This is a genomic window from Mesorhizobium sp. P160927 (assembly GCF_057766385.1).
The window spans coordinates 971,796-984,295 of sequence record NZ_JBYMDW010000001.1 but is presented as its reverse complement, the minus strand read 5'-3'; the positions used below and the strand labels follow the sequence as shown (position 1 = coordinate 984,295).

The 12,500-nt window shown below is 64.6% G+C and carries 13 protein-coding genes and 1 pseudogene; 10 read left to right on the top strand and 4 right to left on the bottom strand.

The window, feature by feature from the left end:
- The first annotated feature begins 1 nt into the window (after position 1).
- From AC3CB8_RS04980 to coaA, 8 genes and pseudogenes are all read left to right on the top strand, one after another.
- The gene (locus tag AC3CB8_RS04980; protein ID WP_352563343.1) at positions 2 to 478 is read left to right on the top strand and encodes a DUF2628 domain-containing protein; all 477 of its coding nucleotides are present in this window, start codon (positions 2 to 4) and stop codon (positions 476 to 478) included.
- Between the two features lies 1 nt (position 479).
- Positions 480 to 1,130: an imidazole glycerol phosphate synthase subunit HisH gene (gene hisH, locus AC3CB8_RS04975; protein ID WP_023772145.1), complete on the top strand. Its 651-nt coding sequence runs from the start codon at positions 480 to 482 to the stop codon at positions 1,128 to 1,130.
- 3 nt (positions 1,131 to 1,133) lie between these two features.
- Positions 1,134 to 1,423: pseudogene (locus AC3CB8_RS04970) on the top strand (DUF1330 domain-containing protein).
- On the top strand, positions 1,424 to 2,173 hold the full coding sequence (gene hisA / locus AC3CB8_RS04965) for a 1-(5-phosphoribosyl)-5-[(5-phosphoribosylamino)methylideneamino]imidazole-4-carboxamide isomerase (RefSeq protein ID WP_023781899.1): 750 nt from the start codon (positions 1,424 to 1,426) through the stop codon (positions 2,171 to 2,173). It abuts the pseudogene before it with no gap.
- Positions 2,170 to 3,006 carry an arginase family protein gene (locus AC3CB8_RS04960; RefSeq protein ID WP_352563344.1) on the top strand — a complete coding sequence of 279 codons (837 nt, stop codon included), beginning with the start codon at positions 2,170 to 2,172 and terminating at the stop codon, positions 3,004 to 3,006. The genes hisA and AC3CB8_RS04960 overlap by 4 nt, the downstream gene beginning before the upstream one ends.
- Positions 3,006 to 3,797, top strand: coding sequence for an imidazole glycerol phosphate synthase subunit HisF (hisF, locus tag AC3CB8_RS04955; RefSeq protein ID WP_031240296.1), 792 nt, complete (start codon positions 3,006 to 3,008; stop codon positions 3,795 to 3,797). Before AC3CB8_RS04960 ends, hisF begins: the two co-directional genes overlap by 1 nt.
- 59 nt (positions 3,798 to 3,856) lie before the next feature.
- Positions 3,857 to 4,180 carry a phosphoribosyl-ATP diphosphatase gene (locus AC3CB8_RS04950; RefSeq protein WP_023772140.1) on the top strand — a complete coding sequence of 108 codons (324 nt, stop codon included), beginning with the start codon at positions 3,857 to 3,859 and terminating at the stop codon, positions 4,178 to 4,180.
- A 24-nt stretch (positions 4,181 to 4,204) separates the two neighbouring features.
- The gene (gene coaA / locus AC3CB8_RS04945) at positions 4,205 to 5,164 is read left to right on the top strand and encodes a type I pantothenate kinase (protein ID WP_023781902.1); all 960 of its coding nucleotides are present in this window, start codon (positions 4,205 to 4,207) and stop codon (positions 5,162 to 5,164) included.
- 58 nt (positions 5,165 to 5,222) lie between these two features.
- Here the strand turns inward: coaA and AC3CB8_RS04940 are convergent, their stop codons facing one another.
- The 4 genes from AC3CB8_RS04940 to AC3CB8_RS04925 form a co-directional block, all read right to left on the bottom strand.
- Positions 5,223 to 6,770 carry a DegQ family serine endoprotease gene (locus AC3CB8_RS04940; protein WP_023781903.1) on the bottom strand — a complete coding sequence of 516 codons (1,548 nt, stop codon included), beginning with the start codon at positions 6,768 to 6,770 and terminating at the stop codon, positions 5,223 to 5,225.
- A gap of 185 nt (positions 6,771 to 6,955) precedes the next feature.
- Positions 6,956 to 7,675 (bottom strand): MBL fold metallo-hydrolase, encoded by a 720-nt coding sequence (locus AC3CB8_RS04935; RefSeq protein ID WP_352595199.1) that lies wholly within the window; start codon positions 7,673 to 7,675, stop codon positions 6,956 to 6,958.
- Between the two features lie 68 nt (positions 7,676 to 7,743).
- Positions 7,744 to 8,910, bottom strand: a complete 1,167-nt coding sequence (locus tag AC3CB8_RS04930; RefSeq protein ID WP_023781905.1) for a diphosphate--fructose-6-phosphate 1-phosphotransferase — start codon at positions 8,908 to 8,910, stop codon at positions 7,744 to 7,746.
- Positions 8,911 to 9,063: 153 nt separating this feature from the next.
- Positions 9,064 to 9,834 (bottom strand): L,D-transpeptidase, encoded by a 771-nt coding sequence (locus AC3CB8_RS04925; RefSeq protein ID WP_352563346.1) that lies wholly within the window; start codon positions 9,832 to 9,834, stop codon positions 9,064 to 9,066.
- 427 nt (positions 9,835 to 10,261) lie between these two features.
- On the opposite strand from AC3CB8_RS04925, the gene AC3CB8_RS04920 reads away from it, so the two are divergent.
- Both AC3CB8_RS04920 and AC3CB8_RS04915 read left to right on the top strand, forming a co-directional pair.
- Positions 10,262 to 10,885 carry a LysE family translocator gene (locus AC3CB8_RS04920; protein WP_352546386.1) on the top strand — a complete coding sequence of 208 codons (624 nt, stop codon included), beginning with the start codon at positions 10,262 to 10,264 and terminating at the stop codon, positions 10,883 to 10,885.
- Between the two features lie 285 nt (positions 10,886 to 11,170).
- The gene (locus AC3CB8_RS04915; RefSeq protein ID WP_352546385.1) at positions 11,171 to 12,496 is read left to right on the top strand and encodes a tetratricopeptide repeat protein; all 1,326 of its coding nucleotides are present in this window, start codon (positions 11,171 to 11,173) and stop codon (positions 12,494 to 12,496) included.
- The last annotated feature ends 4 nt before the right edge of the window (positions 12,497 to 12,500 follow it).

Sequence of the window (12,500 nt, the reverse complement as noted above, 5' to 3'; positions counted from 1 at the left end):
CATGACCGCCTATGTCGTGATGGAGCCACCTGGCCGCAGCGAGAAAGTCGACACGACGACCTTCGTCCGCGACGGCTTCACCTGGCTCGGCCTGCTGGTGCCGCCGCTGTGGCTTGCCTGTCACCGGCTGTGGGTCGAAGCGGCGCTCGCCTTTGTCGTCATGGGCGTGCTCTCGATGCTTGGCCAGAGACTTGGCCTTGGTGTTGGCGGCTCGCTTTTGTCGCTGCTCGTCTCGCTCTACGTCGGGCTGGAAGGCCAGGGCTTGCGCATCGCGGCGCTGCGCCGCCTCGGCTGGCATGAGTGGGGCGTCGTCGAGGCCGGCTGGCTCAGCGACGCCGACATGCGCTATGCCCTTGAGGTCGAAGGGCTTTCGGACGAAGCAGCACCCGCGCCGCGCATCGTTCCAGATGCCGCTTTGGCGCGCCCTGCGCAGCCGGGCATGGCGCTGGGGCTGACCCACATTCCGGGGCGGCGCTGAGATGCGGGTTGCGATCATCGATTACGGCTCGGGCAATCTGCGCTCGGCCACCAAGGCCTTCGAGCGCGCCGCGCGCGAGGCCGGCATCGCGGCCGAGATCGACCTGACTGCCGATGCCGACCGGGTGCGCACCGCGGACCGCATCGTCCTGCCCGGCGTCGGCGCTTACGCCGATTGCGCGGCCGGCCTGCGTGCCGTGGAAGGCATGTGGGAGGCGGTCGAGGAGGTCGCCATCGCCAAGGGCCGGCCTTTCCTGGGAATTTGCGTCGGCATGCAGCTGATGTCCGACCGCGGCCTCGAAAAGACCGTCAGCAACGGGTTCGGCTGGATATCGGGCGACGTCAAGGAGATCACGCCTTCCGATCCGGCGCTGAAGATCCCGCAGATCGGCTGGAACACGATCGAATTGAGGCATAAGCACCCATTGTTCTCCGGCATTCCGACCGGCGAGACGGGACTGCATGCCTATTTCGTCCACTCCTACCATCTCGACGCAAGAAAGCCGGACGAGGTCCTTGCGGTCGCCGACTATGGGGGTCCGGTGACGGCCACGGTCGCCCGTGACAATCTCGCCGGCACGCAGTTCCATCCTGAGAAGAGCCAGGCGCTGGGCCTGGCGCTGATCACCAATTTCCTGCGCTGGAGGCCCTGAACCATGAGCAAGAAGGGCTACTGGCTGGTGATGCTGACGGTGACAGACCCGGAAGGGTATCAGCGCTACCGCGACGCCATCGGCGACGCGGTTTCGTCTTTCGGAGGCCGCTATCTCGTGCGGGGCGGACAAGTGACCAATCCCGAAGGTCGGAATTTGACAGGCAGGTGGTGGTCGAGTTCGACTCTTATGAAACCGCGCTCAGCTGCTATCGATCCCCAGCCTACCAGACAGCGTTGCAGAACAGGCTGGCGGCTTCGAGCGGACATTTCGCGATCGTCGAGGGTGCCTGAGTGATCCTGTTTCCAGCCATCGACCTCAAGGACGGCCAATGCGTGCGGCTGAAGCACGGCGATATGGCGACCGCGACGATCTACAATGATGACCCCGCCGCGCAGGCAAAAGCCTTTGAAGAGCAGGGCTTCGAGTGGCTGCATGTCGTCGACTTGAACGGCGCCTTCCGGGGCCAGAGCGTCAACAGCGCCGCGGTCGGAGCCATCCTGAAGGCGACCAAGAGCCCGGTGCAGCTCGGCGGCGGCATTCGCACGCTGGAGCAGATCGAGGACTGGCTCGACCGTGGACTGGCCCGCGTCATCCTCGGCACGGTGGCGGTGCGCGATCCCGATCTGGTCAGGCAGGCTTGCAAAGCGTTTCCGGGCAAGGTCGCGGTCGGCATCGACGCCAAGGGCGGCAAGGTAGCGGTCGAAGGCTGGGCGGAAGCCTCGAGCCTCGGCGTTATCGAACTGGCGAGGAAATTCGAAGGCGCCGGCGTCGCTGCCATCATCTACACCGACATCGACCGCGACGGCGTGCTGACCGGCATCAACTGGGACGCCACCATCGACCTCGCCGACGCGGTGTCGATCCCGGTCATCGCCTCGGGCGGGCTGGCTTCGATCGCCGACATCGTGCGCATGACCATGCCCGACGCGCAAAAACTCGAAGGCGCGATCTCGGGCCGCGCCCTCTATGACGGCCGCATCGATCCCGCGGAGGCGCTGGCGATCCTGCGCGGCCGGCCGGCGATGGAGCCGCGGTCATGAAAGTTTCGCTCATCCTGGCCTCCTATGACAGCGGCCACTATCATGGCGGCATGGGCCAGGGGCCCGACGCGCTGATATCGGGCGGGCTCGTCGATGCCCTGACCCTTGCCGGCCATGACGTCATGGTCGAGGATATCGGCAGGGTCGGCGACGGCCAGGAGCGTGAGATCGCCACGGGTTTTGCCGTCTGCAACGCCGTCTCGGGCGAGGTCCGCATGGCCCTCGACAGGGGGCGGTTTCCCATCGTGCTGGCCGGAAACTGCCTGACGTCGGCCGGCGCCGTCGCCGGCGAAGGCGCCGACGCCATCATCTGGGCCGACCAGCACGGTGACCTCAACACGCCCGAGACGTCCGTCTACGGCTTTCTCGACGGCATGGCGCTGTCGACGGTGCTCGGCCTGTGCTGGCGTCCGATGGCGGCGGCCATTCCCGGCTTCAGGCCGATCGATCCCGCGCGCTGCGTGCTCCTCAACGCCCGTGATCTCGATCCGGCGGAGGAAAAACTACTCAAAACATTGCCCGTCATCCGGATGGAATGTCCCGGCGTGGCGCAAGCGACGGAAAAACTGAAGGCCGCCGGCGCCAACAGCGTGCACATGCATCTCGATCTCGACGTGCATGATCCCAAGGCGCTGCAGGCCAATCGCTACGTCACATCAGGGGGGCCGAACCCGGAGCAGCTGCGCGACGCGGCCTGCGCCATGGCGCTTGCGGTGCCGGTCGTCGGCATTACCGTTTCCGCTTACGATCCAGCCTTCGATGCCCAGGCCGATGTGCCGCCGCTGGTCGGGCAGCTGCTCAACGATCTGCTTGCCACGATAGAGGGCCGCTGATGCTGAAAGCCCGCGTCATCCCTTGCCTCGACGTCAAGGACGGCCGTATCGTCAAGGGCGTCAATTTCGTCGACCTCATCGACGCCGGCGATCCGGTGGAGGCAGCCAAGGCCTATGATGCCGCCGGCGCCGACGAGCTTTGCTTTCTTGACATCACCGCTTCGTCGGACAATCGCGAGACCATCTTCGACGTCATCGCCCGCACCGCGGAACAATGCTTCATGCCGCTGACCGTCGGCGGCGGTGTGCGCCAGGTGGCCGACATCCGAAAATTGCTGTTGGCCGGGGCCGACAAGGTGTCGATCAACACGGCGGCGGTGAAGAACCCGGATTTCGTCGCCGAAGCCGCCGACAAGTTCGGCAACCAATGCATCGTGGTCGCCATCGACGCCAAGAAAGTCTCCGGTCCCGGCGAGGCCGACCGCTGGGAGATCTTCACCCATGGCGGGCGGGAGAAGACCGGCATCGACGCCGTGGAATTCGCGCGGAAAATGGTCCATCGCGGTGCCGGCGAGATCCTGTTGACCTCGATGGACCGCGACGGTACCAAGGCCGGCTACGACATCGCGCTGACCCGCGCGGTGTCGGACGCGGTGCGCGCGCCGGTCATCGCATCGGGTGGCGTCGGCACGCTCGACCACATGGTCGAAGGCATTCGCGACGGCCATGCGGGGGCTGTGCTGGCGGCCTCCATCTTCCATTTCGGCACCTACACCATCGCCGAAGCCAAGGCGCATATGGCCGGGGCCGGCCTGCCGATGCGGCTGGACTCGCTGGGCAACAGGTCCTAGAGCATGCTCCCGAAGCCGACTTCGGGAAAAATCCGGCTTAAACAAGAAGATAGACCGACATGGCCGAGTTTTCGCTCTCCGACCTGGAAAAAATCGTCAGCCACCGCGCCCATTCCGGCGATCCGGATTCATGGACGGCCAAGCTTTACGCCCAGGGCATCGACAAGGCGGCGCAGAAGCTCGGCGAGGAGGCGGTCGAGACCGTGATCGCCGCCGTGAAGGGCGACAAACAGGGTCTCGTTTCCGAAAGTGCCGATCTTATATATCATTGGCTTGTCGTTCTCGGCATCTCGGGTGTTCCGTTGAACGACGTGCTCAAGGAGCTCGAAGCCCGTACCGGGCGTTCGGGCATCGCCGAGAAGGCGTCGCGGCCCAAGGGCTGATCGGGAGGAAGGGCAGGTATCTCGATGGATCAGCTCGCGCCAACCGAGAAATATTCTCCGTTTCGCTTCTTCTCGGCCGAGCAATGGTCGCGGTTCCGCGCCGATACACCGCTGACGCTGAGTGAGGACGAGTTCCGCCGCCTGCGTTCGCTCAACGACCCGGTCGACCTCGAAGAGGTCAAGCGCATCTATCTGTCCTTGTCGCGGCTTTTGTCGGCGCATGTCGAGGCGAGCCAGCTTCTGTTCCGGCAGCGCCAGGCCTTCTTCAACGCCGTCGACGTGGCCAAGACGCCGTTCATCATCGGCATTGCCGGTTCTGTCGCGGTCGGCAAATCGACCACGGCGCGCGTGCTGAAGGAACTTCTGGCGCGATGGCCGTCGAGCCCCAAGGTCGACCTCATCACCACGGACGGCTTTCTGCTGTCCAACGAGGTGCTGCGCCGCGAAAACCTGATGGAGCGCAAGGGTTTCCCCGACAGCTACGATGTCGGCGCGCTGCTGCGTTTCCTCTCGGGCATCAAGTCGGCGTTGCCCGATGTCCGCGCGCCGGTCTATTCACACCTTACCTACGACGTCATCCCCGGCGAGTTCGTCACCATCGACAGGCCCGACATCCTGATCTTCGAAGGCATTAACGTGCTGCAGCCGGGCAAGCTGCCACAGGACGGCAAGATCGTGCCCTTCCTGTCGGATTTTTTCGACTTCGCCATCTACATCGACGCCGACGAGAAGCTGATCCACAATTGGTATATTTCCCGCTTCATGCGGCTGCGCGAGACCGCCTTCCGCGATCCGGACTCCTTCTTCCACCGCTATTCGCAGCTGTCGGAGGATGCGGCCAAGGCGATCGCCGAGGGCCTGTGGACCAACATCAACCTGAAGAACCTGCGCGAAAACATCTTGCCGACGCGCGCCCGCGCCGACTTGATCCTGCGCAAGGGCGCCGACCATCTGATCGAGGAAGTGGCGCTGCGCAAGTTGTAACAGATAGAACCCAGCTTGGCGGGCTCGTCCACAAGCCCGCCACGCCGCTGTTCATGTGTCAGCCATTGGCGAACGGCACGGCGACATAGATCTGGGTGTCGCCACGCTCCACCAGAAGCAGCACCGATTTGCGTCCGGATTTGCCGGCTTGGGCAATCGCTTGGGTCACCTGCTTCGCACTCTTCACAGGAGCCTGGTTGACGGCGACGATGACATCGCCCGGTTGGATGCCAGCAGTCGCCGCCGGCTTGTCGGGATTGACGCTCGCAACCACCGCACCGTGCTCGTTCTCGGGGAGGTTCATCTGCTGGCGGATGTCCGGCGTGATATCCATCAAGCCTAGGCCAACGGCCGGCACGCGGGAACCCTGCTCGGTGCCCGGCGCGCTGGAGTCATCCGTCGAGGCCGTTTTCGCGTCGTCGCCGTTGCGCCCGACCTCCACCGAGATCTGCATGGCCTTGCCCTTGCGCCAGACATCCAGTCTCTCCTTGGCACCCGGCGCAACGTCGGCGACGGCTCGTGACAGGTCCTTGGGATCCTTGACGTCCTGTCCGGCGAAGCCGGTGATGACGTCACCGGTCTCGACGCCGGCCTTGGCCGCGGGCGAGCCGTCATTGACCTGCGAGACCAAGGCTCCGCCGGGATGATCCAGTCCGATGGCGCCTGCCACATCCGGGGTGACGGGCTGGATCTCGACGCCGAGATAGCCGTATTCGATGTTGCCGCCCTTCATCAGCTTGGCGACCACCCTCTCAGCCTGGTCCGACGGAATGGCGAAACCGACACCGACGCTGCCGCCATTGGGCGAATAGATCGCCGTGTTGATGCCGACGACGCTCCCATTGACGTCCACCAGCGGGCCGCCGGAATTGCCGTGATTGATCGGCGCGTCGATCTGGATGAAATCGTCGAACGGCCCGCTATGCAGGTCGCGGCCCCGCGCCGAGACGATACCGGCCGTTACCGTGGTGCCGATGCCGAACGGATTGCCGATCGCCAGCACCTGATCACCTGTCATGAGCTTGTCGGAGTCGCCCCATTTCACGGTTGGCAACGACTTGCCGGCGTTGATCTTCAGCACGGCGAGGTCGTTCTTGGCATCGTGACCGACCAGCTTGGCCGGGAGCTCCGTGCCGTCGTCGAGCGTGACCTTTATCGAGGAAGCGCCGTCGACGACATGGTTGTTGGTGACGATGGTGCCGTCGGCACCGACGATGAAGCCCGAACCAAGCGCTTCGGCCCGCGGCGACCGCTGTTGCGGAGGCGTCTTGGGAGCGGGCATGCCCTGATCGCCGAAGTATTGGCGGAAGTAGTCATCGAAGGGCGAGGTGCCATCGAAGGGCGACGCTTCGTTCATTACCTCGGGCTGTCCCTTCATGACCGTGGTCACGGTCACGACGGCCGGCTTGGTTGTGGCCACGATCGGCGCCAACGAACCGCTCGGGGCCGTGGTCCCGGCAACGGGGGTCTGCGTCGTTGCAACCGTGTTGCCCGTGCCGACGCCGTTCGCGCTGTCGGCGAATGAGACGACAAAGGGAGAAACCAGCAGCGCGGCGCCCAGCAGGGCGGCGACGCGATGCCTACCAAGAATGCTCAGGTTTGACATGGTCGTTCTGTCCGGGCGAGGGGTTGATCCGCGCCGCGGGTCTTCTGGGAGAAGTGCCCATCAGCGTGTCGACGGCCTGGGTTGCCTGCCTCGCCACGCATGGCGGCCGGCCGGATCGACCACAACTATCTAGGGCGCCGATCTGCGCGATTTAGGGTTTTAGCCCAACCTTACGAAGATTTAATTCAGAGTGCGCTTACGGACCGCAGATAGGCCGACGCGATTTCGCGCATGCGTGCGCCGTCGAAACTCGGGCCGTGGCCGCCAAGGCCGATGCGGATCGGCAGGTCGAGCAGCCGGCGCATGGTGTTGCGATAGGCCTCCCGGTCGGAATCCGGCAAGTCGTCGATCAGCGTGTCGTCATATATAGCGTCGCCGCTGAACAACAGACCGTCGGCCTCATCGAACAGCGCGATCGAATCCGGCGAATGTCCGGGGAGATGCAGCACCCGAAATTGCCGGTCGCCGAGATCGACCACGTCGCCTTCGTCGAGCATGCGCGTCAACGGCGCCGGCGCTATCGCATAGTCGGCCGACTTCCAGCCAGGCGCCGGCAATTTCGAAACGGCGCCCTCTAGATCGTGGAACATGTAAGCGTAAGTCGCGGCCTCATCCATGCTCTCGAATTGCGCCGCGCTCATCCTTGGCCCAGCCCGCAGCGGAAATTCGTGCAGCGAGCCGACATGGTCGAGGTGGATATGGGTGGCGACGACCAGAAGCGGCTTGCCTTCAGGCGTCCTTATCTCCGGCGCAAGCGGACAGATGCCCATCCCGGTGTCGACCAGAAGGTCGGCGTCGCGGCCGGTGAAATGCCAGATATTGGCGCGCACATAGTCGTGCACGAACGGTTCGGTCAGCATCGTCGTCCTGGCGTCGACGATGCGCCTGGAGAACCAGTTATCCATCAGCTGTGAGCCGGGCATCAGGTGTGAGCCGGGCATCAAGTGTGAGCCGGGCATCAGCGAACCCGGCATCAGACGAACGGCTTTCCGACCTTGTATTTTTCCGGCACCAGCCGCTTGAGATAGGCCATGCCGGCCTCGGACAGTTGGTTGGCGTCGGGCTTCATGAAATCGTCGGGCATGTGGCGGGTCTTGCCGGCGACGTTCTTCAGCGGCACCTTCTTCAGCACTATCTTGCTGCCATCATATTGCAGCGCCACCGAGCCGCCACCCTGTTCGGCCACAGTGACGGCGAAGGCGCCGGCATCGAAGGCCTCCTGCGCATCGACCGCGCTGATGGAGCCGACGTAGCCGCGCGGCATGTAGCCAAGTGCATCGACGCGGGCACGCTTGCCCGGCAGCCCCTCGGCCAATGCCCGTTCGAGCGCCGCCGGCAGGTCGCTGCCCGAGAGTTTGACGTTGCCGTGCTGATCGCGCTCGAGCTTGTCCGCCGGCACCAGGCTTTCGACCAGCGCCTTGCCGTCGGCGGTGCTGACGCCTTCCGACACGGCGACGATGCAGCGCTTGTGGCGGTCGAGCGTGGCGCGCACGTCGTCGATGAAACCGGCGGCGGAGAACGGCCGCTCCGGGACGTAGACCAGATGCGGGCCGCTGTCGGAATCGAGCTGCCAGGCCGCCGACGCCGCGGTCAGGAAGCCGGCATGGCGGCCCATGACGATGCCGACATAGATGCCGGGAAGCGCGCGGAAATCGAGATCGACGGACAGGAAGGCGCCAGCGACGAATTCGGCCGCGGACATGAAGCCGGGCGTATGGTCGTTTTCCTCGAGATCATTGTCAATGGTCTTCGGCGCATGGACGAAAGCGATCTTGCCGCCGGCGGCATCGGTCAGGATCTGCTGCGTGCCCGAGGTGTCGTTGCCGCCGATATAGATGAAGGCGTCGGCGCCAGCCTTCCGCAGGCCCTTCAGGATGACCTCGCAATAGGCGGCATCCGGCTTGTCGCGCGTCGACCCGAGGGCGGCGCTCGGCGTTCCGGCGATCAGCCGCAGCCGGTCCTCCGGGATGGCGGAGAGGTCGACATAGTTCCCGTCACGGATGCCGCGCACGCCGTGCAGGGAGCCCAGCACCTTGGCGCCGGGATGGCGCCCGCGGATCTCCAGCGCGGCGCCCACGACCGTCTGGTTGATGACGGCGGTCGGGCCGCCGCCCTGCGCGATGACGAAAGTTCCGGCCATGCTTGATGTCTCCCTAGAGCATGACGCCGAAAGAGACGGATTCGGATTTCAGGTCGAACGGACCTGAAACCATCCGGCTCTAGGCGATGGTTTTCAGGTCACCTTGGCCTGTCTTGCCGCGTCGCGCAACGGGAGAAACGGAGGGCTGGACGATCACATGACGACGACCGGGTTTTTCTTCGAGACCCTGCTGTAGAGGTCGATGATGTCCTGGCTGATCAGGCGCACGCAGCCCGACGACATCGCCTGGCCGATGCTCCACCATTCCGGAGAGCCATGGATGCGGTAGCCGGTATCCTTGCCGTCCTGGTAGATGTAGAGCGCACGCGCCCCGAGCGGATTGGTCAGGCCGCCGGGCTGGCCGCCCTGCCACTTCACCAGTTCCGGCTTGCGCTGGATCATTTCGGGCGGCGGCGTCCAGGTCGGCCACTCCCTGCCGTACTGGATGTTGGCGCGGCCGGACCAGCGGAACCCATCCTTGCCGATGCCGACGCCGTAGCGGATGGCGTCGCCACCCGGCTGGACAAGATAGAGCATGCGTTCCTTGAGATGCACGACGATGGTGCCGGGCGCCTCGCCGGTCGTATCGACGACGATCTGGCGGCGAAACTCCGGCTTGACCTTGAGATAGGGCACCTCGGGCACGTTGAAGCCGTTATCCGTCAAGGAGGCATACATGACATCGGGGCTGGTGATGTTCTTGTCGACGCTGATCGAGGGCCGGATCGGCCGCACCGAACCGGTGACCGTATCGTCGAGCTGGAGCGCCGGCAGATCGCCACCACCCGAGGTCGAGCAGCCGGCAACGCCGAGCAATGCCAAAGCGCCCGCCCCGGACAGGACGGCGCGGCGGGAGAGAAGAAGATCGGCTTCGACTGCGTCGCCGTTTCTTTGCGGCGTCGGACCTTGTGGCAACTCACGCATATACCCAAACCCTAGGCTGTCGGCGGGAAGCACGGTCCGGCCGGATAGCGGGCATTTTCATCATTCATGGTTGATAAAGCGTGAATGCCTTGCGCTGCTTGCGTTTGCGCCTTGCCGAGGCGCCGCTCCGCCCTCCCGCGCGGCCGCCATTAAACATGTGCAGGACGTTGAAAACCGCCATCAAGCTTTTTGGCGCCGCCATTATCGCGGCCGCCACGGCTCTCGGGCCAATGTCAGCCTGGCCGATATCGTGAGCATGCTGGGCGGCGCGAACTGATGCCTAGCTGCCACTGGCGCAATTGACGTCGCAGTCCCGTAAGGGTCGTGCGGGTTGTCCGGCCACAATACGCGAAAACAAGGATTCGACCCTTTACATTCTTCGGGAGCCAAGGATTTATCCTCTTCCTTGAGCGCAAAGGAGACGAGCATGTCCTTCGAAAACTGGGCCGCCTTCGCTGCCGCGTCCACCATCCTCCTCATCATCCCGGGCCCGACAATCCTTCTGGTCGTCTCCTATGCGCTGGGCCAGGGCTGGCGCACCGCTTTGCCGATGGCCGTCGGCGTGGCGCTCGGCGACTTCACCGCCATGACCTTGTCGATGCTGGGCATCGGCGCGCTGCTTGCGGCTTCGGCTGGTGTTTTCACCATCCTGAAACTGATCGGCGCCGGCTATCTGATTTATCTCGGCGTGAAACTGTTCCGCGCCGGCGGCACGCTGAAGGCCGAACCACGCACCGACGCGGTGTCGTCGGCCAAGATGATGGCGCATGCCTGGCTGGTCACGGCGCTCAACCCGAAGAGCATCACCTTCTTCGTCGCCTTCCTGCCGCAATTTCTCGACCGGCATGCCGATTTCTGGACGCAGATGTTGATTTTTGAGACGACTTTCCTGGCGCTCGCTTTCGCCAACGCCTTCGGTTACGCGCTGATCGCGGCACGCGCCCGCGACGTGGTGCGCAATCCCAAGGCGATCCGCATCTTCAACCGCACCGGCGGCACGCTCCTGGTCGGCGCCGGCATCGCCACGGTGGCGATGCGTTCCGGCAATTGATGTCCTGACGCAGGTGAGGCCGGAGGGCCTCATCGTTTAACGCTGAAGCCCAGATTGCCCGCGAGGATGCGGCGTTCGTCGCCGCCGAGATTGGTGGTGTAGTCGCCGGTGGCGAAGATGCTGACCTTGTCCGTCACCTTGGCGACGATAGCGCCGCCGAACTCGAACGAGCTCGACCTGGAGCCGCGGCGCGACTCGTGAAATGGCGTAGCTTTGGCCTATGCTTTAAGATGACGCTGGACCGAGGGCATCATGCCCATCGGGCCTCGACCAGGGAACTCTCGCATGGCCATCAGGGACGCATTTGGCCTGGCATTTTCGGGCGCGACGGAAGCGGGATTCGCGCCCTACGGCCAGGCCGTGCGCGAATTGCAGTGCTTCATTGGCGATCCCGTGAAATCCGTCGATCGCGCCATCGCGCAGGACCCCGGGTTTGTCATGGCGCATGTCTTCAAGGGCTACCTCTTCGGGCTTGCCACCGAACCGGAGGCGACGGCCGTGGCCAGGACCTGCCACGAGGCAGCGCTGCCGCTTGCAGCGACAACGCGCGAGCGGGCGCATGTCTCTGCCCTCGGCAACCTCGCCAACGGACACTGGCATCAGGCCTCCGGCATTCTGCGGGACATAGCGATCGATTTCCCGCTCGACGCCGTGGCGCTCCAGGTCGGACATCAGGTCGATTTCTTCACCGGCAACGCCCGCATGCTGCGCGACCGCATCGCCCGCGCCCTGCCGTCGTGGCAGGCGGACATGCCGGGTTACCACGCGATCCTCGGCATGCAGGCCTTCGGGCTCGAAGAGATGGCTGAGTATGCGCAGGCCGAAAGGCTCGGCCGTACGGCGGTCGAAATCGAACCGCGCGATGGGTGGGCGCAACATGCGGTCGCGCATGTGATGGAGATGCAAAGCCGGCAAAGGGACGGCATCGCCTGGATGCGCACCGACCCCGAAGCCTGGACCAAGGAAAGCTTCCTTCAGGTACACAATTGGTGGCATCTGGCGCTGTTCCACTACGATCTCGGCGAGACCGGCGAGGTGCTGGCGCTCTATGACGGGCCGATCTACGGCGCCAGATCGACGCTGGCGCTCAACATGGTCGATGCATCGGCGATCCTGTGGCGGCTTCATCTCGGCGGCGTCGATGTCGGCGACCGCTGGACGGCGCTGGCCGCCAATTGGGTGCCCAAGGCCAGTGGCTCCAACTATGCCTTCAACGACGCCCATGCGATGATGGCCTTTGTCGGCGCCGGGCTCGATGCTCCGGCCCGGACATTGCTCGAAGCACAGCGCGAGGCGATGCTGGGCGGTGACGACAATGCCGCTTTCACGCGGGATGTCGGTCATCCCCTGACGCTTGCGATCAAGTCGTTCGGTGAGGGCAACTACGCCGAAACCATCCGACTGATCCGGCCGATCCGGGCCATCGCCCATCGCTTTGGCGGCAGCCACGCGCAGCGCGACGTCATCGATCTGACGCTGATAGAGGCCGCCCTGCGCGTCGGCGACGGTGCGCTGGCCAGGGCGCTGACGACGGAGCGTTCGACTGCACGCCCGGACAGCCCGCTGTCGGCGCTGTTTTTGCGACGCGCCGCCGATTTGTCAGAGAATTGACCCG

Coding starts and splice junctions, on each gene's coding strand:
- AC3CB8_RS04920 (WP_352546386.1), top strand. CDS start 10,262: ATGTCCTTCGAAAACTGGGCCGCCTTCGCTGCCGCGTCCACCATCCTC.
- hisF (WP_031240296.1), top strand. CDS start 3,006: ATGCTGAAAGCCCGCGTCATCCCTTGCCTCGACGTCAAGGACGGCCGT.
- hisH (WP_023772145.1), top strand. CDS start 480: ATGCGGGTTGCGATCATCGATTACGGCTCGGGCAATCTGCGCTCGGCC.
- AC3CB8_RS04950 (WP_023772140.1), top strand. CDS start 3,857: ATGGCCGAGTTTTCGCTCTCCGACCTGGAAAAAATCGTCAGCCACCGC.
- AC3CB8_RS04925 (WP_352563346.1), bottom strand. CDS start 9,834: ATGCGTGAGTTGCCACAAGGTCCGACGCCGCAAAGAAACGGCGACGCA.
- AC3CB8_RS04980 (WP_352563343.1), top strand. CDS start 2: ATGACCGCCTATGTCGTGATGGAGCCACCTGGCCGCAGCGAGAAAGTC.
- AC3CB8_RS04930 (WP_023781905.1), bottom strand. CDS start 8,910: ATGGCCGGAACTTTCGTCATCGCGCAGGGCGGCGGCCCGACCGCCGTC.
- AC3CB8_RS04940 (WP_023781903.1), bottom strand. CDS start 6,770: ATGTCAAACCTGAGCATTCTTGGTAGGCATCGCGTCGCCGCCCTGCTG.
- AC3CB8_RS04915 (WP_352546385.1), top strand. CDS start 11,171: ATGGCCATCAGGGACGCATTTGGCCTGGCATTTTCGGGCGCGACGGAA.
- coaA (WP_023781902.1), top strand. CDS start 4,205: ATGGATCAGCTCGCGCCAACCGAGAAATATTCTCCGTTTCGCTTCTTC.
- AC3CB8_RS04935 (WP_352595199.1), bottom strand. CDS start 7,675: ATGGATAACTGGTTCTCCAGGCGCATCGTCGACGCCAGGACGACGATG.
- AC3CB8_RS04960 (WP_352563344.1), top strand. CDS start 2,170: ATGAAAGTTTCGCTCATCCTGGCCTCCTATGACAGCGGCCACTATCAT.